Raw genomic sequence first — 20285 nt, 5'->3', positions numbered from 1 at the left:
AATGGCCAAACCTACAAAACTGGTACCGGGCATCTTCCTTCCGGATACCCGCCCAATAAGCAACCGTCCCATAACCAATGTGCCTGAGGGCGGTCGGCTGAATATCGATATCCCGCCATTGATAAGGCCGGAACCCACACGAACATTCGCAGACATCACGCACGCGCTTTACGACGACCGTTTGCGCCAATCATCGTTACAGGTCACTGAGATCCCCGTTTCCGAACCGACAACAGTGGCTTCGGTGCTGCGAACACTTACCTGGCCTGCCGAAAACGCGCACCTGCTGAGCGCCCTCGGATCGGAAAGCGGCCTGTTCACGGACCCGGATGGCAACTTATATGCGCACGTGGAAAATGCCGGCCATATTCATGTCAGGCGCCAGCCCGACAATCGCTATCGGATTCCCCTCAACACACCAACGCTGCCCGACCTGTTCCTTTCCAAATCAGAACGTCAGGCAACGTGGAACTTCGAACGCCCGGATTGGCTGACGGAGGAACACGAGAAAGACGCGTCAGCAACCCTCGTGGTTGATTACCTTGCAACCGTTTTTCCGACCTATCTTGAGCCCGCCGACGCAGCCCGGCTTACTTCGGCACTGGATACACCCGACGGCATCCGTTATGACAAACACCGCAAAACCTACGTCGATACCGTGAAGGGAACGGTCATGGTGCGAAAGAACGCCGAGGGTGAATATCAGCAGGCTTATCCGAAGGTAGCCGATTCACCTGATATCTACTTTGAACGCATTCCCGACACGCCACTCTGGCGTCACAAGAATCCGATCCATGAGAGCCTGGCGCAAGACAGGCATGATCCTGCGACACCTATGGAGGACCTGCCGCCCAACCAGACGCTGATTGAAGGCCTGCTTTCGATTGATCAGCACGCGCGCAATCTACCTAATGGCCTGTGGCGCAAATGGGGCAAACAACGGCTGCCGCGTCTGGGCCAACACATCGAAATAGACGGGCACTATTATCGCGTGGTGCCGCAGGAGCTGAACGCCGATTCGCAACTCGTCTATCTGCAACACCCCCTGTTTTCCCCGGCGCTGTACGACGCCTTCGAAGAGATGCTACGGGATAACCCATCGTTGCAACCCAAATGGGCGATTAACAGGAATGGCCAGTGGATTGTTCTCGATACGCAATTCCCCTTCCAGATGCCCATCACGCAATACATCTCCAGAACCTTCAAATACTTGTCGGATCAATCGGTAAGCACTCTCGCTCGAACCCTGTTCAATGAGGCAAACGCTGCGGAGATCATCACCGGCCATGGTCTGGCGACACTGAACCAGACGTTCCGTTACTGGGCTGCCAGGCATCTCATGCCACCGACACCCGGCAAACTCGCAGACCCGCTAATGATGTTGCCCGACCTCAGCGCCGAACCGGATACCCGCCACGCCACCTCGTGGACGATTGCCTCGTCGCCGGGCGAGAGTCTGCAACACCTGGAGCTTGATCCCGCGCGTTTCCCCCGACTCTGGAATGAGTACGCCACGACGCCGACCATCGCGCAATTGCGCAAGTTGTTCAGTGAGGTATTGCAAGCCGACGGGTACATCGTCAGTCCAGCACTCCCGTCATCAAGTGATGAGGCGTTGCTGTTCTATCGGGAAAACCTGGATGTCGTATTCGTGTTGCAACTACCACCCATCACCAACGGCCGACTACATCGATCGGCAACGCCGCTCAGCGAGTCGACTGATTCGCTGTTTGACACCGCCATCGGCTCACAACAACAGCCATTAGCCACTTATCGGGATTCAAACAGGCTTGTTTATCTGCTCGGCGGTGTTCAAACAGACGCTTCGGGCCAGACGACCCTTTTCATAATCCGTGAAGGCTGAACAAAACTTGCGGACAACCGAAGAACGAAAACGCTGATGATGATCAAGGACACATTCAATGAAAGCGCCGAAAAAGTGAACCCCGGGCTCCTCGCCAGAGACAATGAACAGAGCAACTTGGTTATCACCAAGCTGAACTGAATCAGCGACGCTGGGTAATATCCATTCACACACCGTACCTTTAGTAAAACTCTTTATAAAACTTATTCGAGAGAAGCGTTTATTTTAGTGCGCGTCATAAAGCGTGCATTGCTCGCAACCTCTTGACTAGAACACAGCGCGCCGCGGCGCCACCGACGATGAACAAGGATGTTTAAATGTCTACACAGTCCGCTGAAATGAACTACCCACTGGAAGACGACATTAAAGTCTCTGACATGGGCATTCACAAAAACGAACGTACGCCGACCACGATGGACTTCACCACTGACATCGCCGATCAGTCAGCCAACACCAAGGCACCTCATCTTCTGCGCAAACCGGGTCAGTTGAAGATGCTTGATGATCTATACGGTCCTTTCAAGATTGGTCCGTACACAATAACTCGCCGTGGCCTGGATGCGCTGGGGGCCACTGTCAATGGCAATCCTCTAAACGGTTACAACACGCATTTTCGTACACCCAGTCGCGCTTTCATAAATGCTCTCCAGTTCAGTTACCCGGAAATCGAGAAACGCATGAAGATTTCTGCATTCGGGGATGACTATTTACTGCCTACAATGCTCTTCGAAATGTCCACCATGCGCTCTCGCCAAAGCCCTCCCGTGATCAGGGTTGAACCCGATGTAACTGTGGAAGCAGGCAGTTATCACGAAAAGCTGACGCGCATTTTGAACTCCACACAGAACCTCGATCTGCGACTGGCCTATCAGAAAAAACGAGGGGGCGCAGGCCTGGGAGTTTTAAAAAACTACACCATGATCGGCGCAAGCGTTGGCTTCCAGCTCTTCGGCCTGTTCATGGGCGTTCGCGGTATCAACGATGCTATAAAAAACAATGACGAGACCGCAATTATCTTCAACAGCGTCGGAATCGGCACAGAAGTTGCCTCGATTGTAACTGACGTCGCCGTCACCAAAGTCGGCCAGCACATGATAAGTGCCGGCAACAGTGCCTTGAGGGATTTTGCCAAAACCAGAGCCGGATTGCGGTTCGCCCGTGCAGGCGGACTCATTGGCGCAATATTCACGGTGCCTTTTGATATTGCCAGTGCAGTCATGGAGTTTACCGCTGCGGGCAATACGGACGGCAAGCAAGCCATGGATCACTACGTCAACGGTGGCTTGAACATTGCCAGTGCCGCCATGACGTTAATACTCGCCAGTGCCGCCATGGCCGGGTTTTCGATGGCAGGCCCGTTGGGATTGGCCGCCTGCGCCATCATGGTTCTCGGCTCGCAAATCTACGGCGCGGTGCGGATCGTGGATGATATCGACGACTACATCGAACTCACCGTTGAGGAGCGTTGGCGTACCGGTTGGTTTTCCTTTCTTCCCGGCGGTGTGATCGATATAGAAATCAGTCGCCGCTACATGCTTGCCAGAGCCAAAATCGAAACCGCCCAAGAGCTGGAATCAGCCTCCAGAGAGATGCTCGACGTTACGCATAAAGACATCGTGGAGGCCGTTGTTAACGGGAGCTATAAACACGAGATCAGACCAAGAACAAGAGTATTCGAAAAAAACTTCTGGGGATTACCCACCAGCCGAATCGTCGAATCCGTAGAAGTCGTTGGTACCGACGATACGATTGATGCTCGTGAAGGCGTCACAGCTTCCACACCGGGTGCGGTATTGGGTACCCCTGGGGAAAACAAAGGTGTCATATGGAAAATCAGCGACGGTAAAGACACCATCAAAGGTGTACTGAAAAAAAACAACTATTTTTATTACGGCGAAGGGCAAAAGGATCTCACTGGCGGTGAAAAAGATGATGTCTTCATCTTCGATGAATCCCAGGAAGAGATCACAAGATACGTTACCAAAAATGAACCCTCCGCGCTAAGGGGTGGTGCCGGCAACGATACGTTGATTCTGGATGGCAAACAGTTTTTTTCCGAGAAAGGCCGGGGATTTGACATCGACCTGTCTGTGGGTACTTTGAATATCCATTTCCCGGATTCAGCTCCGGGATCCTCGAGTAGCCAGCGTTATCCATTAAGGGCAACGCTTGAAAGTATCGAGAACGTACAAACACTGACTAACGGTGTAAGTATTGTCACGGGTACCGATAAAGCCAATGACATCAAGTCCAGGGGAAGCGACAGAATCCTCGCCGGTGCTGGCGATGACTCGATTCATTTGCTCCATGGAGGGACACAGGCCTCTGGAGAGGCCGGCATTGATATTTACCATGTGTCGCTGCGATCGGGGGACATCTGCATTACCGAGGATGGCGTAGACGACAGCTTTATCCAGCTAGGCTGGAGAACGGATCTGATTGAAAAAATGGAAATCAGGGAGAACAGCCTCGTACTCACATTGGCATTCGATTTCCACCGACACCGCAGCACTGTCTGCATCAACGACGTTTATAAAGAAGCCGATGGCAAGCGTATCCTGATCAATAACAAATTGACCTTTATCACCCAGGATGACTGCTACTTCAAAGCCGACCTGCCCGAACAAATTGAACAAGGCAATCCCGTCGTCATACAAGCCGACATCCTCAAACCCGGGTTACCGGAACACACCTTCTTTTTAAAATTAGACGCCTGGTACGTACCGCTTAACCAGAACACCAGCTTGTATATCCAGAGAATTGCCAAAAAAGTCCAGCTTTTCACAGGGGCTTCTCCGAGCGCTTACTTTGGGACGCGTATTTTTCTAGATTACGACAGTACCGAGATGACCAGCGCTCACGCAGTTTTCAAAATGAGCAAGACCAACGTAGAAGGCAAATTCGACGTCTCATGCGACTTCCTTTTCTATTTCGACAAATGCCTGTTGCACATACTGGGGGCTGGCTTTTACCCGGCAACGACGCTTGATGCGGCACTGAAAAAGGCCAAAGACAAAGTGTCCATTCACGGATACATGCTGTTGTTCAGAGATGGAAAATCCTTCACGCCGCACCTCGATGAGGCCTCCGTCGAGGCAAAATTCAAACACCAGGTTTACGCACTTACAGACACTCTCCATAATCTGGAGCTAACGCGAACAATAAAAAGCGATGTCAATTTTAATCTTCCCGAATCCTTACCACCTAAGCTGGATCAGGTTTCAGCCTGCGTAAATATGCCTTTATCCAGCGCACAGACTTCCGTCGACAATCTCGAAGGCATGGGGGGAACCTATCTGGTCCACGTTAATGTTGGCCGGGTCATGCGCCTTTCGACTCCTGGAGGGATGGCCACTGCCGAAACGCGACTGAACAACTCTTCCACGTGGTTCCTGGACACCACCAAGCACTGGTATTCCAGGATTGAACTGGTCAACAACCAGTTGTACCTGGGGAGTACCACGATTTTCTTGCCGGAATACGGCGCCGATGACCTCATTGACGAGATTTTCGTCATCACCTCCCGAGGCATCATCCACACGGTGGATTTGTCTTTCGACCGGATCTATATAAACAGTCTGGACGCCAGGTTTTTCGAACCGCTCGACCCATCAGGCACGTTTATGCCGGAGGACTTTGCCCCCATTGCCAACAAGGAGTTGAAAGTGCGAAACATACAAATGAGCGATGGCACCGCGGGTAACCTGTTGTACAGCCTGGCAAACCGCAAGTGGATTCTGGACAGCGACAGAACGCGTGAAATCAACTATTCGCAGCTAAGAGTAACGGGGCAATGCTCGCATCTGAATCCAGATATGTTCAAGATAACCCTGCCTGATAACTGATTGTTGACCAGACCGTTTGGCAACATCGGAGACTTGCGCATAACGACTTCAAAGGAATAAAAAAAGCCCGCAGTGTGAGCGGGCGAAAGACCAAAGAAGCTATATGCGCAGTCGCTTCCCGGTGGGGGCAGCCGCTTGGGGGTCAGCTGCCCCGGTACGTGGAGTAACTGTAAGGCGAGATCAGCAATGGAACGTGGTAGTGATCCTGTTCGGCAGAGATGCCGAACCGCAGCACTACCACATCCAGAAACGCCGGCTCCGGCAGTTGCACACCACGGGCGCGGTAGTAATCGCCGGCGTGGAACTGAACCTGATAAACCCCGGTACGGTAGTCATCGCCCTGCAACAGCGGCGCATCGACCCGGCCATCGCTGTTGGTGATCGCGCTGGCGACCAATTCCAGCTGCGAATCTTCAACGCGGTATAACTCGACCTTGATCGAGCTGCCCGGGCAACCGTGTGCAGCGTCCAAAACGTGTGTAGTCAAACGTCCCATTGATTCTGCGCGCCTGCCTGCATGGTGCAGTCAGACTTCGCGCCTCCCGAAGTCAGTTGAAAAGGAGACCGCACCGATTCGGAGCACGAAAAGCTGCGGCGAGCGATTGATTAAGACACTTTTCAAAAAAATTGTACACAATAAAAACGACATTTTTTCCTTCACCCCCGCCATCCGGGACTTTTCTCCCAATCTGCCCCTCAAGCGCCTGAACATTGCACCTCACATCCATTAACTGACTGGTCAGGCAGGTTTCTTGCAGGCTCACGCCAATAGCAGCAAAAGATGACAGTCGGTGAAAAATGCGAAAATTCAGGCTTACAAAGTGCGATTAAAGTTGTATACAATCAGCCCATCGCTGTGACGCCAGCCTGCAATCTCATCGCCAGGCAGCCACGTAATCCCGACTTTGAATAAGTCATGAACAAGAAGGAAGACTGCAGTGAGCGCTGACTACCCACGCGACCTGATCGGTTACGGCAGTAACCCTCCTCACCCACACTGGCCGGGCAATGCCCGCGTTGCCCTGTCTTTCGTGCTCAATTACGAAGAAGGCGGTGAGCGCAACATTCTGCACGGTGACAAAGAATCCGAAGCCTTCCTCTCTGAAATGGTTGCCGCCCAGCCGCTGCAAGGCGCGCGCAACATGAGCATGGAATCGCTTTACGAGTATGGCAGCCGCACCGGCGTCTGGCGGATCCTCAAGCTGTTCAAGGAATTCGATATTCCGCTGACCATCTTCGCCGTCGCCATGGCCGCCCAGCGCCACCCGGACGTGATCCGTGCAATGGTTGAAGCAGGTCACGAGATCTGCAGCCACGGCTATCGCTGGATCGACTACCAGTACATGGACGAGGCGCAGGAACGCGAGCACATGCTCGAAGCCATCCGCATCCTCACCGAACTCACCGGCGAGCGCCCGTTGGGCTGGTACACCGGCCGCACCGGCCCGAACACCCGTCGTCTGGTCATGGAAGAAGGTGGTTTCCTCTACGACTGCGACACCTACGACGACGACCTGCCCTACTGGGAACCGAACAACCCGACCGGCAAGCCGCACCTGGTGATCCCGTACACCCTCGACACCAATGACATGCGCTTCACGCAAGTGCAGGGTTTCAACAAGGGCGACGATTTCTTCGAATACCTCAAGGACGCGTTCGACGTGCTTTACGCCGAAGGTGCCGAAGCGCCGAAGATGCTCTCGATCGGTCTGCACTGCCGCCTGATCGGCCGTCCGGGTCGCATCGCTTCGCTCAAGCGCTTTATCGAATACGCCAAAAGTCATGAACAGGTGTGGTTCAGCCGTCGCGTCGACATCGCACGTCACTGGCACGAAACCCACCCGTACCAAGAGGCCGCCAAATGAGCCGCTTTCAAACCCTGCAACCGTCGACCCTGAGCCGCGACGCTTTCGTCAAAGCCTTCGCCGACATCTACGAGCATTCGCCATGGGTGGCCGAGAAGGCCTACGACCTGGGCGCAGACGCCTCGATCGACGAGATCGAAACCCTGCACCAGCGCATGAGCGACATCCTGTTGAGCGCCGATCACACCAGTCAACTGGCACTGATCAACGCTCACCCGGACCTGGCCGGCAAAGCCGCCGTCCAGGGCGAACTGACCGAAGCCAGCACCAATGAACAGGCTGGCGCCGGTATTCACCAATGCACGGCCGAAGAGTTCCAGCGCTTCACCGAGCTGAACGACGCCTACAAAGCCAAGTTCAAGTTTCCCTTCATCATGGCGGTAAAAGGCAGCAACCGGCATCAGATCCTCGCGGCGTTCGAAACGCGCATTCACAATTCGGCGGAAACCGAATTCAAATGCGCGCTGGCGGAGATCAACAAGATCGCCCTGTTCCGTTTACTGACCCTCTAGCGAAGCCTGACCCGAGCATGTCAAACGCGGAGAATGCCCAGGGTCTTGCAAGCATCCCCAGCCAACTTATTTAAAGGCAGACAAGAAGAATGAAAGCTTACGCCGTACCTTTCGAGAAGTTCGTCAACCTGGCCGATGCCCGTCTGGGCACCAAAATCATCTCGGTCACCGATGACTGGTTCGCAGACGCCAATCGTCTGTTCCAACCGACCCCGGCCGTATGGAAGGAGGGCGTGTTCGATGACAACGGCAAGTGGATGGACGGCTGGGAATCGCGCCGCAAGCGCTTCGAAGGCTTCGACAGCGCCGTGATCCGCCTGGGCGTACCGGGTTCGATCAAAGGCGTGGACATCGACACTTCATTCTTCACCGGCAACTACCCGCCATCGGCCTCTCTGGAAGCGTGCTTCCTGGCGTCGGGCGAGCCTGATGAAAACACTCAGTGGACTGAAGTGCTGTCGGCCGTCGAGCTGCAAGGCAACAGCCACCACTACCACGAAATCAGCAACGACAAAGCGTTCAGCCACCTGCGTTTCAACATCTACCCGGACGGTGGTGTTGCCCGTCTGCGCGTGTACGGTGTGCCGCATCGTGACTGGTCGGCCGTTGGCGACAACGAGCAAATCGACCTGGCAGCAGCCCTTAACGGTGGCCGCGCCCTCGCCTGCTCCGACGAACACTTCGGCCGCATGAGCAACATCCTCAACCCGGGCCGTGGCATCAACATGGGCGACGGCTGGGAAACTGCACGTCGTCGCACGCCGGGCAATGACTGGGTGATCGTCGCACTGGGCCACCCGGGCGAGATCGAAAAAATCATCGTCGACACCCTGCACTTCAAGGGCAACTACCCGGACACTTGCTCGATCCAGGGCGCGTTCGTCAAGGGCGGTACTGACAGCCAGATCGAAACCCAGTCGCTGTTCTGGCGCGATCTGCTGCCAAGCCAGAAACTGGAAATGCACGCCGAACACACCTTCGTCGAGCAGATCAAGGCTCTGGGCCCGATCACCCACATCCGCCTGAACGTGTTCCCGGATGGTGGTGTGAGTCGCCTGCGCGTACTGGGCAAGGTCGCGAAGTAATGCTGAGCCTGTAGGAGCTGCCGCAGGCTGCGATCTTTTGATCTTAAAAACAAAATCAAAAGATCGCAGGTTTCGCCAGCTCCTACAGGGATCGCGCAAGACGCACTGACAAGTTGAACAACACAGAATTCGGATAAGAAGAACAGCATGCGCACACTGACGATTGAACCGCTGAGCAAAGAAGCCTTCGCCCCTTTCGGTGACGTGATCGAAACCGACGGCAGCGATCACTTCATGATCAACAACGGTTCGACCATGCGCTTCCATAAACTGGCGACGGTCGAAACCGCTCAGCCTGAGGACAACGCGATCATCAGCATTTTCCGCGCCGACGCGCAGGACATGCCGCTGACCGTTTGCATGCTGGAACGCCATCCGCTGGGCAGCCAGGCTTTCATTCCGCTGCTCGGCAACCCCTTTCTGATCGTGGTCGCGCCCGTTGGCGATGAACCTGTATCAGGCTTGGTCCGCGCCTTCGTCACCAACGGCAGGCAGGGCATTAATTACCATCGCGGCGTTTGGCACCATCCGGTGCTGACGATCGAAAAGCGGGATGACTTCCTGGTGGTTGATCGCAGTGGCACAGGCAATAACTGCGATGAGCATTTTTTCAAAGAGGATGAGCGTTTGATCCTCGCCCCCCACCAATAAGAGAAGGTCTGATCACTCGACAACAGAGTGACAGGCGAGAGGTAAAGACTGTGGAAGCACATCTGTTGGAATGGCTGAACCTGAGCGTGCGCTGGGTTCACATGATTACTGGCGTGGCCTGGATCGGCGCGTCGTTCTATTTCGTCTGGCTGGAGAACAACCTCAACCGCGTCAACCCGAAAACCGGTCTGGCCGGTGATCTGTGGGCGATCCACGGTGGCGGCATCTATCACCTGGAAAAATACAAACTGGCTCCCCCGACCATGCCGGACAACCTGCACTGGTTCAAATGGGAGGCCTACTTCACCTGGTTGTCGGGGATCGCGCTGCTGTGCGTGGTGTTCTACTACAACCCGACGCTGTACCTGCTGGCACCGGGCAGCAGCCTGACCGGCCCTGAAGGCGTTGCGCTGGGCATTGGCTCTCTGTTCGTCGGCTGGTTCGTCTACTCCTTCCTTTGCGACTCGGCGCTGGGTAAACGCCCTGCCCTGCTCGGCTTCATCCTGTTCGTGCTGATCATCGGCGCGGCGTATGGCTTCAGTAAAGTGTTCAGCGGTCGTGGTGCGTACCTGCACGTTGGCGCGATCATCGGCACCATCATGGTCGGTAACGTGTTCCGCATCATCATGCCGGCGCAACGTGCACTGGTCGCCGCGATTGCCGAGAACCGCACGCCGGATCCGGCGCTGCCCGCCAAAGGCTTGCTGCGTTCGCGTCACAACAACTACTTCACCCTGCCGGTGCTGTTCATCATGATCAGCAACCACTTCCCGAGCACGTATGGCAGCCAGTACAACTGGTTGATCCTGGCCGGGATCGCGGTGTTTGCGGTGTTGGTGCGTCACTACTTCAACACCCGTCACGACAGCCACAAGTTCGCCTGGACTTTGCCTGTTGCAGCCGTTGGCATGATCACTCTGGCGTACGTCACCGGCCCCGCGCCGATGTCCACCGCCCCCGAAGTGGCGAAGGCGCCAGCGAAAATCGAGTACCAGCCATTGCCGGAAACTGCAGTGGGCGGTGGCTTGAAACCGGCTGAAGCGGCGCAACCTGCTGCACCTGCCGAACCTGCAGCAGCACCAGCGCAAGCCTCCAACGCCGGCCCAGGCTTCGACAAAGTGCACAACGTGATTCAAGAGCGTTGCACAGTTTGTCACTCGGCCAAGCCGACCAGCCCGTTGTTCAGCGCAGCTCCGGCCGGTGTGATGCTCGACACACCTGAGCAGATTCGCCAGAACGCGGCGCGCATCCAGGCGCAAGCCATCACCACGCAGATCATGCCACTGGGCAACATCACACAGATGACCCAGCAGGAACGTGACCTGATCGGTGCATGGATCGCCCAGGGAGCCCAGACCAACTAAGCCACACAAAAGCCTGCTTAACAGCAGGCTTTTGAGGTGAAGGGATTTGCCTGTGCTTGAGGATTTACCTGTGGCGAGGGGATTTATCCCCGATCGGCGGCGCAGCCGTCGCAGAACCTGTCATTGCCATCTGCCTGATGTATTGCGATTGCAGGTTTTGGGGCTACTTCGTAGCCCATCGGGGATAAATCCCCTCGCCACAAAATTCCTCTGACCACACATACGAATGATGCAAAGAAACAGCTGTGAGCCACCCGGCAGCTGTTAATCACAAGAATAAAAAGATCCGAGGTGTTGCATGTCCGAGCTGTCCAAAGCGCGCATCCCCGACGCACCCGCCATTCAGCGTTTGCCCCTTTTGCAACTGATCCTGGTCGGTTTGCAACATGTTCTGCTGATGTACGGTGGTGCCATCGCGGTGCCGCTGATCATTGGACAGGCCGCTGGCCTGAGTCGTGAAGAAATCGCCTTCCTGATCAACGCCGACCTGCTGGTCGCCGGTATTGCCACCATCGTGCAGTCGCTCGGTATCGGCCCGATGGGCATTCGCATGCCGGTGATGATGGGCGCCAGTTTTGCCGCTGTCGGCAGCATGGTCGCCATGGCCGGCATGCCCGGTATCGGTCTGCAAGGCATCTTCGGTGCAACAATCGCCGCCGGATTCTTCGGCATGATCATCGCGCCGTTCATGTCCAAGGTCGTACGTTTCTTCCCGCCGCTGGTGACGGGCACCGTCATCACCTCGATCGGTTTGTCGCTGTTCCCCGTGGCCGTGAACTGGGCCGGTGGCGGTGCCGATGCGGCTCAATTCGGCTCACCTATTTATCTGGCCATTGCCGCACTGGTGCTGGCCACCATCCTGCTGGTCCACCGCTTCATGCGCGGTTTCTGGGTGAACATTTCCGTGCTGATCGGCATGTGCTTCGGTTACGTCCTTTGCGGCGCGATCGGCATGGTCGACCTCAGCGGCATGGCCGCTGCGCCGTGGGTTCAGTTCGTCACTCCGCTGCATTTCGGCATGCCGAAGTTCGAACTCGCCCCGATCCTTTCAATGTGTCTGGTGGTGGTAATCATCTTCGTCGAGTCCACCGGGATGTTCCTCGCGCTGGGCAAAATCACCGGCCAGGAAGTCTGCCCGCGCATGTTGCGTCGCGGTTTGCTGTGCGATGCGGGCGCCTCGTTCTTCGCCGGTTTCTTCAACACCTTCACCCACTCCTCCTTCGCGCAGAACATCGGCCTGGTGCAGATGACCGGCGTGCGCTGCCGTTCGGTCACCATCGTTGCCGGCGGTTTGCTGATCGTCTTGAGCCTGCTGCCCAAAGCCGCGTTCCTGGTGGCGTCGATTCCTCCAGCGGTACTCGGCGGTGCAGCGATTGCGATGTTCGGCATGGTCGCTGCGACCGGGATCAAGATTCTGCAAGAAGCCGACATCGGTGACCGTCGCAACCAGTTGCTGGTGGCGGTGAGCATCGGCATGGGCCTGATCCCGGTGGTGCGTCCGGAGTTTTTCGCACACCTGCCGATGTGGATGAGCCCTATCACCCACAGCGGCATCGCCATGGCAACGCTCAGCGCGCTGACGCTGAACCTGCTGTTCAACATTCTAGGCGGCGCCGAGCGCGCGGCGATCAACGACTGCAACGCGCACTCGCATTAACAGCAACACCGAAGAACCCCTGTAGCAGTGAGCCTGCTCGCGATCGCGGTATGACATTCAACACACCAGTTGACTGAAACAACGCCATCGCGAGCAGGCTCACTCCTACAGGGGTCAGACAGCTCTGCGCCTTAAAAATAAAAACAAGAGGGAGCAACAGATGATTCGCACGCAATCGAGTTTGCTATTGAGCGGCGGCCTGCTCGCCGCATCCCAGGCCATGGCCGGCGATTTATTGCTCTGGCAGACCAACAGCCTCAGCTACCTGTACGGCAAGAATTTCGCGATCAACCCGTCGATCCAGCAGACGGTGACCTTCGAGCACGCCGACAAGTGGAAGTACGGCGACAACTTTCTGTTCGTCGACAAGATCTTCTACAACGGCAAAGAAGACGCGAACAAAGGCCCGCACGCGTTCTATGGTGAATTCACCCCGCGCTTCTCGTTCGGCAAGATCTTCGACCAGAAAATCGAGTTCGGCCCGATCAAGGATGTACTGCTGGCGATGACCTATGAATACGGCGAAGGTGAAAGCGAGGCCTACCTGATCGGCCCCGGCTTCGACCTCAAAGTGCCTGGCTTCAATTACGTCACCCTGAACATCTTCCGCCGCCAGACCGAAGGCCCACGCCCCGGCGATGGCGTCTGGCAGATCACGCCCGGCTGGTCCTACAGCATTCCGGTAGGCAATTCCGACCTGTTGATCGACGGTTATCTGGACTGGGTGGTCGACAACGATGAGAACTCGCGCGGCACCTACCACGCCAACCTGCACATCAATCCGCAGATCAAATATGACTTGGGCAAAGCCCTGGGCTGGAGTCAGAAGCAGCTGTATGTCGGCACCGAATACAGCTACTGGAAGAACAAATACGGCGTCGAAAACAGCCATAACTTCGACACCAATCAGAACACCGCCAGCCTGCTGGTGAAGGTGCACTTCTGAGATGGCCCGCAACCGTGCCCCATGCCTGTCGTCGGTGCTCTGTTGCGGGGCACTTGAGAGCTGGCCGAGGAGTCAGTATTCTCCGCGGCCTCTTGAATTCGGTCTAAAAAAAAGCCCGGATTTAATTCCTGACCGAAAAGCCAACTTATCCCGGCCCCGGCCAGTACCGAGGCATCCCGAAAACACGCTCAATCGACTGTTTTTCAGCAGCCGAAGGGCGTTTTTTTGCTTTTCGAAAAGCCTTGGCTCAGCTCTTGCTAACAGCAAACAAGCTGACCGATCGGATGACTTTTTGCAGCAACGAAAAAAGGCGCCACACCAGAGCGCCGATCAAAAAAAATAAACGTGGAACACCTACTTTGGGAGCAACCGAATGAAACGTATGTGCACCAGCCTGATGCTTGCGGGATCCTTGCTGGCCGGGGGGCAGGCCATGGCCGAAGGCCTCCTGCAATGGCAGGACAACAGCCTGACCTACCTTTACGGCAAGGACTTCCAGGTCAACCCGCGCATCCAGCAGACCGTCACCTTTGAACACGCTGACGGGTGGAAGTACGGGGACAACTTCTTCTTCCTCGACAAGATCTTCTACAACGGTGAAAAGGACTTCAACAACGGTCCGAACACCTACTATGGCGAGTTCCAGCCACGCATCTCGCTGGGCAAGGTTCTCGACCAGAAGATCGAGTTCGGCCCGATCAAAGACGTCCTGCTGGCGATGACTTACGAGTTCGGCGAGGGTGACACCGAGTCGTACCTGATCGGTCCGGGTTTCGACCTGGCCATCCCGGGCTTCGACTACTTCCAGCTGAACTTCTACCAGCGTCACACCGAAGGCTCGCGCGCCGGTGACAACGTCTGGCAGATCACACCGGTGTGGTCCTACACCGTGCCGGTGGGCAATTCGAACATCCTGATCGACGGCTATATGGACTGGGTGACCGACAACGATTCCAACTCCAAAGGCGACTACCACGCCAACCTGCACTTCAACCCACAGGTCAAATACGACCTGGGCAAGGCGCTGAGTTATGGCGAGAAGCAGTTGTATGTCGGTATTGAGTACGACTACTGGAAAGACAAGTACGGCATCGACGACACCGGTGCGTTCAAGACCAATCAGAGCGTGACCAACTTCCTGGTGAAGTTCCACTTCTGATAAAGATCAAAAGATCGCAGGCTTCGCCAGCTCCTACAGGGGACCGCATTCCTCTGTAGGAGCTGCCGATGGCTGCGATCTTTTGCTTTAAAGCATCGCCAGCAGGCTGGCTCTCACAGGGATTTGTGTCGTTCATACAATTTGAATCTGACACAAAACCTGTGGGAGCTGGCTTGCCAGCGATTGGCCGCACCACCGATCTCAGGCCGGAACCATCGCCTCGGTTAGCCCGAGAAACCGGCATAGCTCCTCACGCTTGGCCAACGCATCGCGCCGCCCCAGATCAATCAGCTCGCTGCAATACCCCGCTTCGAACAGCAGATAACTCAACACCCCTGCCCCACTCGTCTTTGTCGCACCCGGCCCACGCAAGAACAACCGCAACGCCGCCGGCAATTCCTGGCGATGCCGCGCCGCGATCTCATCGATCGGCTGACTTGGCGAAATCACCAGCACCTCCACTGGCGCCACGCCCAATGCGCGGGTCGGCGTGCCATCGGGCATCAGGTGACTGAACTGGTTCAAGCGCTCAAGCAACTCGATGTCACTCTCCAGACTGTCAATGAACGTGCTGTTGAGCATGTGCCCGCCGATCTGCGCCAGCGTCGGCTGCTGACCGGTGTAGGTGCGTTCCAGCGGCTGCTGCGGATCAACCCCGCGCGGGTTGCCGCTGACGCCCACCACCAGCACGCGAGTCGCGCCCAGGTGCAGCGCCGGACTGATCGGCGCCGATTGGCGTACCGCGCCGTCGCCGAAATACTCTTCGCCGATCTTCACCGGGGCGAACAGCAACGGAATCGCCGAACTGGCCAACAGATGCTCCACCGACAACTGCGTCGGCACGCCAATGCGTCGATGACGCAGCCACGCATCGATCACGCCACCGCCCTGATAGAACGTCACCGCCTGCCCCGATTCGTAGCCGAATGCGGTCACCGCCACGGCGCGCAATTGCTTTTGCGCGATGGATTCGGCAATGCCGGGCAGGTGCAGTTTTTCATTGAGCAGTTCACGCAGCGGCGAACTGTTGAGCAGCGCCACCGGCATCTGTCGACCGATGCCGAGCAAACTATGGCTGACAAACCGACTGGCCTGCCGGATCACGCCAGGCCAGTCACTGCGCAGCACGCGATGGCTGCGAAAGCCCTGCCAGAACAGTGTGAGGCGTTCGATGGCGGCGCGAAAATCGGTGGCGCCGCTGGCCAGGCTGACCGCGTTGATCGCCCCGGCCGACGTGCCGACGATCACTGGAAAGGGATTGTCCGCGCCCAATGGCAGCAACTCTGCAATCGCCGCCAACACCCCTACCTGATACGCCGCCCGAGCCCCGCCGCCGGAAAGAATCAAACCTGTGACCGGTTCAGCAGGGCTCATCGCAACACTCCATGGTGCTTAGGGGGATGGGTCAATCAACCGCGTTTGGCGTACAACTTCGGCTCGCCCGGCGGACGGCTCTTGAAGCGGCGATGCGCCCACAGGTATTGCTCGGGGCAGGCCCGCAGCGCGCTCTCGACCCACTGATTGATGCGGATGCAGTCGGCCTCTTCGGTCTCACCGGGGAAACCTTCCAGCGGCGGATGGATCACCATGCGGTAACCGCTGCCGTCGGCCAGACGCTCCTGAGTGAACGGCACCACCAACGCTTTGCCCAACCGTGCAAACTTGCTGGTCGCGGTCACAGTCGCGGCCTGAATGCCGAACAGCGGCACGAAGATGCTCTGCTTGGCGCCGTAATCCTGATCCGGCGCGTACCAGATCGCCCGGCCTGAGCGCAGCAACTTGAGCATGCCGCGCACGTCGTCGCGCTCCACCGCCAGCGAATCGAGATTGTGCCGCTCGCGCCCACGACGCTGAACAAAATCGAACAACGGATTCTTGTGTTCGCGATACATGCCGTCGATGGTGTGTTGCTGGCCGAGCAGCGCCGCGCCGATTTCCAGAGTGGTGAAATGCGCCGCCATCAGAATCACGCCTTTACCTTCGCGCTGGGCCTGCTGCAAATGTTCAAGGCCTTCGATGTGCGCCAGTTTTGCCAGGCGCTCGCGGGACCACCACCAGCTCATCGCCATTTCAAAAAAGGCGATGCCGGTAGAGGCAAAGTTTTCCTTGAGCAGGCGTTTGCGCTCGGCGGCGGACTTTTCCGGGAAGCACAATTCCAGATTGCGTTTGGCGATGCGCCGCCGGTCGCCGGCCACGCGATACATCAACGCGCCCAAAACTCGACCGATGGTCAGCAGTGCCGGATACGGCAACTGCACGATCAGCCACAAAAGCCCCAGACCGCACCAGAGCGGCCAGAAGCGTGGAGCAAGAAATGCTTTTCGAAAACGCGGGCGATCCATTAAAGCTTCCGTAAATACAGTGGCTGCGCATTCTACATCGTTCGACCCGGCTTGCGGCTCGCGGGCGTTCTCGTTATAAGTCTCGGCACTTTTAGTGACAAGCCGTTGTATGCCGATATGAGCCAAATCCACTCGCCAGACCAAGATCCCGTGTTCCAGTTGAAGGGCAGCATGCTGGCCATTACCGTGCTGGAGCTGTCCCGCAACGACCTCGAAAGCCTTGATCGGCAACTGGCCGCCAAAGTCGCACAGGCGCCCAATTTTTTCAGCAATGCACCGCTGGTCCTGGCGCTGGACAAACTGCCGCCCGGCGAAGGCGCCGTCGATCTGCCGGGGCTGATGCGCGTGTGCCGTCAACATGGCCTGCGCACCCTGGCGATTCGCGCCAGCCGCATCGAAGACATCGCCGCCGCCATCGCCATCGACATCCCGGTGCTGCCGCCGTCCGGCGCCCGTGAGCGACCGCTGGAAGCCCCGGAACCCGAAGTCAAAAAGAAGCCGGAAAAACCGCCAGAGCCGACCATCAAACCGACCCGTGTCATCACTACGCCAGTGCGTGGTGGCCAACAGATATATGCCCAGGGTGGCGATCTGGTTGTGGTTTCGTCGGTCAGTCCGGGCGCGGAACTTCTCGCCGATGGCAACATCCATGTATACGGCCCGATGCGTGGCCGTGCGCTGGCCGGCGTGAAGGGCGACACCAAGGCACGGATTTTCTGTCAGCAATTGAGCGCTGAACTGATCTCCATCGCCGGTCATTACAAGGTTTCCGAAGATTTGCGTCGCGACCCCATGTGGGGCTCGGGCGTACAGGTCAGCCTGTCGGGCGACGTGTTGAACATCATTCGGCTTTAACGGATACTGCCGCATTTTCCAAGCATCTCTAAAACGTAGCGAAAACGGCTCAAACGAAGTAGGAAAAAGGCCAAAAGCCAAATTCCAGCCAAGGCTGTCCGACTGCAGTAGTTTTCAAGAGATGTTTTTCAGGGGCTAAACAGTCCTTCTTCCTTAGGGGTGAAACACCTTGGCCAAGATTCTCGTGGTTACATCCGGCAAGGGTGGTGTGGGTAAGACCACCACCAGCGCCGCTATCGGTACCGGCCTCGCTCTGCGCGGCCACAAAACAGTGATCGTCGACTTCGACGTGGGCTTGCGTAACCTTGACCTGATCATGGGTTGCGAGCGCCGCGTGGTGTATGACTTCGTCAACGTGGTCAACGGCGAAGCCAACCTGCAACAGGCCCTGATCAAAGACAAGCGCCTGGAAAACCTCTACGTACTGGCCGCCAGTCAGACCCGCGACAAAGACGCGCTGACCGTCGAAGGCGTGGAAAAAGTCCTGATGCAACTCAAGGCTGACTTTGACTTCGTGGTGTGCGACTCCCCGGCGGGCATCGAGAAAGGTGCACACCTGGCGATGTATTTCGCCGACGAAGCGATCATCGTGACCAACCCGGAAGTGTCCTCGGTACGTGACTCCGACCGCATGCTCGGCCTGTTGGCCAGCAAGTCGCGTCGTGCCGAACAAGGCGAAGAGCCGATCAAGGAACACCTGCTGCTGACCCGTTACAACCCGCAGCGTGTCAGTGATGGCGAAATGCTGGGTGTTGAAGACGTGAAGGAAATTCTGGCAGTGACCCTGCTGGGTGTCATCCCGGAATCCCAGGCTGTCCTGAAGGCTTCCAACTCGGGTGTCCCGGTTATTCTCGACGACCAGAGCGATGCCGGTCAGGCCTACAGCGATGCCGTTGATCGTCTGCTGGGCAAAGAAAAAGAACATCGTTTCCTCGATGTTACGAAGAAGGGATTCTTCGAGCGCCTGTTTGGAGGTAGGTAATGAACCTTTTTGACTTCTTTCGTGCCAACAAAAAGCCAAGTACCGCCTCGGTAGCGAAAGAGCGTCTACAGATCATCGTGGCGCATGAGCGCGGCCAGCGCAGCACGCCGGATTATTTGCCAGCCTTGCAAAAGGAACTGGTCGACGTGATCCGCAAGTACGTCAACATCGGTAACGACGACGTACATGTTGCACTGGAAAGCCAGGGCAGTTGCTCGATTCTGGAACTCAACATCACCCTGCCTGATCGTTAAGTCGATCCGGCAGTCGCCACGGCGGCTCGGACTGTTGATGCTCGTGTAGGACCTGCCGAAGGCTGCGATCTTTTGATCTTGTCGTTAAGAAGATCAAAAGATCGCAGCCTTCGGCTGCTCCTACAGGGGTTGTCAGTGGTTTTGAGCCGCCGTTGGCATTTGTTACGAGGCTGTTTTAATGCCGTTGTCCAACATCCACATCCTCCATCAGGACGCCGCCGTACTGGTGGTGAACAAGCCGACCCTGCTGCTCTCGGTTCCCGGCCGCGCCGACGACAACAAGGACTGCCTGATTACCCGTCTGCAGGAAAACGGCTACCCGGAAGCACGCATCGTGCACCGTCTGGACTGGGAAACCTCGGGGATCATTCTGCTCGCCCGTGACGCCGACACTCACCGCGAACTGTCGCGCCAGTTTCACGACCGCGAAACGGAAAAGGCCTACACCGCGTTGGCCTGGGGTCAGCCAGAACTGGACAGTGGCAGCATCGACTTGCCGCTGCGCTACGATCCGCCAACCAAGCCACGTCACGTGGTCGATCACGAATTCGGCAAACATGCGCTGACCTTCTGGCGTGTGCTGGAGCGTTGTGGCGACTGGTGTCGCGTCGAGCTGACGCCGATCACCGGCCGTTCGCACCAGTTGCGCGTGCACATGCTGTCGATCGGTCATCCGCTGCTCGGTGACGGTCTCTACGCACACGAGCAAGCGCTCGCCGCCTGGCCACGCCTGTGCCTGCACGCGAGCATGCTCAGCTTCACCCATCCGCAAACCGGCGAACGCCTGCGCTTCGAGTGCCCGGCCCCGTTCTGACAAACCCCATGTAGGAGCTGCCACAGGCTGCGATCTTTTGATCTTGTGTTTCGTAAATCAAAAAAAAGATCAAAAGATCGCAGCCTGCGG

The 20285-nt window shown here is 56.9% G+C and carries 17 protein-coding genes; 14 read left to right on the top strand and 3 right to left on the bottom strand.

Translation table 11 applies throughout. The features are described 5' to 3' along the window. Position 1: 1 nt before the first annotated feature. Both ACA061_RS08265 and ACA061_RS08260 read left to right on the top strand, forming a co-directional pair. Complete coding sequence (locus ACA061_RS08265; protein WP_497301120.1) at positions 2-1864, top strand: hypothetical protein; 1863 nt, start codon at positions 2-4, stop codon at positions 1862-1864. 317 nt (positions 1865-2181) lie between these two features. After that, complete coding sequence (locus tag ACA061_RS08260; RefSeq protein ID WP_497301118.1) at positions 2182-5709, top strand: calcium-binding protein; 3528 nt, start codon at positions 2182-2184, stop codon at positions 5707-5709. A gap of 142 nt (positions 5710-5851) precedes the next feature. On the opposite strand, the gene uraH is transcribed toward ACA061_RS08260, so the two are convergent. Further along, positions 5852-6205, bottom strand: a complete 354-nt coding sequence (uraH, locus tag ACA061_RS08255) for a hydroxyisourate hydrolase (RefSeq protein ID WP_497301117.1) — start codon at positions 6203-6205, stop codon at positions 5852-5854. 442 nt (positions 6206-6647) lie between these two features. Here uraH and puuE point away from each other — a divergent pair, with 442 nt between their 5' ends. From puuE to ACA061_RS08215, 8 genes are all read left to right on the top strand, one after another. Further along, positions 6648-7574 carry an allantoinase PuuE gene (gene puuE / locus ACA061_RS08250; protein ID WP_497301115.1) on the top strand — a complete coding sequence of 309 codons (927 nt, stop codon included), beginning with the start codon at positions 6648-6650 and terminating at the stop codon, positions 7572-7574. Then, entirely contained in the window at positions 7571-8086 is a 516-nt protein-coding gene (gene uraD, locus ACA061_RS08245) for a 2-oxo-4-hydroxy-4-carboxy-5-ureidoimidazoline decarboxylase (protein WP_497301113.1), read from the top strand. The genes puuE and uraD overlap by 4 nt, the downstream gene beginning before the upstream one ends. Positions 8087-8175: 89 nt before the next feature. Continuing rightward, positions 8176-9171, top strand: a complete 996-nt coding sequence (gene alc, locus ACA061_RS08240; RefSeq protein WP_042558426.1) for an allantoicase — start codon at positions 8176-8178, stop codon at positions 9169-9171. A gap of 147 nt (positions 9172-9318) precedes the next feature. Beyond that, positions 9319-9822 carry an ureidoglycolate lyase gene (locus ACA061_RS08235; RefSeq protein ID WP_034151759.1) on the top strand — a complete coding sequence of 168 codons (504 nt, stop codon included), beginning with the start codon at positions 9319-9321 and terminating at the stop codon, positions 9820-9822. 50 nt (positions 9823-9872) lie between these two features. Then, complete coding sequence (locus ACA061_RS08230; RefSeq protein ID WP_047300351.1) at positions 9873-11186, top strand: urate hydroxylase PuuD; 1314 nt, start codon at positions 9873-9875, stop codon at positions 11184-11186. A gap of 298 nt (positions 11187-11484) precedes the next feature. Next, complete coding sequence (locus tag ACA061_RS08225) at positions 11485-12843, top strand: nucleobase:cation symporter-2 family protein (protein ID WP_150618541.1); 1359 nt, start codon at positions 11485-11487, stop codon at positions 12841-12843. A 160-nt stretch (positions 12844-13003) separates the two neighbouring features. After that, entirely contained in the window at positions 13004-13789 is a 786-nt protein-coding gene (locus ACA061_RS08220) for an outer membrane protein OmpK (protein WP_150618539.1), read from the top strand. 373 nt (positions 13790-14162) lie between these two features. Next, positions 14163-14948 carry an outer membrane protein OmpK gene (locus ACA061_RS08215; protein WP_150601278.1) on the top strand — a complete coding sequence of 262 codons (786 nt, stop codon included), beginning with the start codon at positions 14163-14165 and terminating at the stop codon, positions 14946-14948. Positions 14949-15149: 201 nt separating this feature from the next. Here the strand turns inward: ACA061_RS08215 and ACA061_RS08210 are convergent, their stop codons facing one another. Both ACA061_RS08210 and ACA061_RS08205 read right to left on the bottom strand, forming a co-directional pair. Continuing rightward, complete coding sequence (locus tag ACA061_RS08210) at positions 15150-16322, bottom strand: patatin-like phospholipase family protein (protein ID WP_150618538.1); 1173 nt, start codon at positions 16320-16322, stop codon at positions 15150-15152. Between the two features lie 35 nt (positions 16323-16357). Then, positions 16358-17290, bottom strand: a complete 933-nt coding sequence (locus ACA061_RS08205; protein ID WP_042558420.1) for a lipid A biosynthesis lauroyl acyltransferase — start codon at positions 17288-17290, stop codon at positions 16358-16360. Between the two features lie 117 nt (positions 17291-17407). Here ACA061_RS08205 and minC point away from each other — a divergent pair, with 117 nt between their 5' ends. The 4 genes from minC to ACA061_RS08185 all read left to right on the top strand — a co-directional run bounded on the left by minC (position 17408) and on the right by ACA061_RS08185 (position 20195). After that, a complete protein-coding gene (minC, locus tag ACA061_RS08200) occupies positions 17408-18145 on the top strand; it encodes a septum site-determining protein MinC (protein ID WP_210702102.1) in 738 nt (245 codons plus the stop codon). A gap of 169 nt (positions 18146-18314) precedes the next feature. Continuing rightward, positions 18315-19127 (top strand): septum site-determining protein MinD, encoded by an 813-nt coding sequence (gene minD / locus ACA061_RS08195; RefSeq protein ID WP_042558418.1) that lies wholly within the window; start codon positions 18315-18317, stop codon positions 19125-19127. After that, positions 19127-19381 (top strand): cell division topological specificity factor MinE, encoded by a 255-nt coding sequence (gene minE / locus ACA061_RS08190; protein ID WP_003223146.1) that lies wholly within the window; start codon positions 19127-19129, stop codon positions 19379-19381. Before minD ends, minE begins: the two co-directional genes overlap by 1 nt. A gap of 178 nt (positions 19382-19559) precedes the next feature. Next, a complete protein-coding gene (locus ACA061_RS08185; RefSeq protein WP_016982865.1) occupies positions 19560-20195 on the top strand; it encodes an RluA family pseudouridine synthase in 636 nt (211 codons plus the stop codon). Positions 20196-20285: the final 90 nt, after the last annotated feature.

The sequence above is a fragment of the Pseudomonas sp. LBUM1668 genome (assembly GCF_059695715.1).
Note: the sequence above shows the minus strand (reverse complement) of the source record. Positions and strands in the feature narration are given on the sequence as shown.

Bases quoted from the DNA above. Each gene is read 5' to 3' on its own strand.
- ACA061_RS08265 (WP_497301120.1), top strand. From the start codon at position 2: ATGGCCAAACCTACAAAACTGGTACCGGGCATCTTCCTTCCGGATACC.
- ACA061_RS08260 (WP_497301118.1), top strand. From the start codon at position 2,182: ATGTCTACACAGTCCGCTGAAATGAACTACCCACTGGAAGACGACATT.
- uraH (WP_497301117.1), bottom strand. From the start codon at position 6,205: ATGGGACGTTTGACTACACACGTTTTGGACGCTGCACACGGTTGCCCG.
- uraD (WP_497301113.1), top strand. From the start codon at position 7,571: ATGAGCCGCTTTCAAACCCTGCAACCGTCGACCCTGAGCCGCGACGCT.
- alc (WP_042558426.1), top strand. From the start codon at position 8,176: ATGAAAGCTTACGCCGTACCTTTCGAGAAGTTCGTCAACCTGGCCGAT.
- ACA061_RS08235 (WP_034151759.1), top strand. From the start codon at position 9,319: ATGCGCACACTGACGATTGAACCGCTGAGCAAAGAAGCCTTCGCCCCT.
- ACA061_RS08225 (WP_150618541.1), top strand. From the start codon at position 11,485: ATGTCCGAGCTGTCCAAAGCGCGCATCCCCGACGCACCCGCCATTCAG.
- ACA061_RS08220 (WP_150618539.1), top strand. From the start codon at position 13,004: ATGATTCGCACGCAATCGAGTTTGCTATTGAGCGGCGGCCTGCTCGCC.
- ACA061_RS08215 (WP_150601278.1), top strand. From the start codon at position 14,163: ATGAAACGTATGTGCACCAGCCTGATGCTTGCGGGATCCTTGCTGGCC.
- ACA061_RS08210 (WP_150618538.1), bottom strand. From the start codon at position 16,322: ATGAGCCCTGCTGAACCGGTCACAGGTTTGATTCTTTCCGGCGGCGGG.
- ACA061_RS08205 (WP_042558420.1), bottom strand. From the start codon at position 17,290: ATGGATCGCCCGCGTTTTCGAAAAGCATTTCTTGCTCCACGCTTCTGG.
- minC (WP_210702102.1), top strand. From the start codon at position 17,408: ATGAGCCAAATCCACTCGCCAGACCAAGATCCCGTGTTCCAGTTGAAG.
- minE (WP_003223146.1), top strand. From the start codon at position 19,127: ATGAACCTTTTTGACTTCTTTCGTGCCAACAAAAAGCCAAGTACCGCC.
- ACA061_RS08185 (WP_016982865.1), top strand. From the start codon at position 19,560: ATGCCGTTGTCCAACATCCACATCCTCCATCAGGACGCCGCCGTACTG.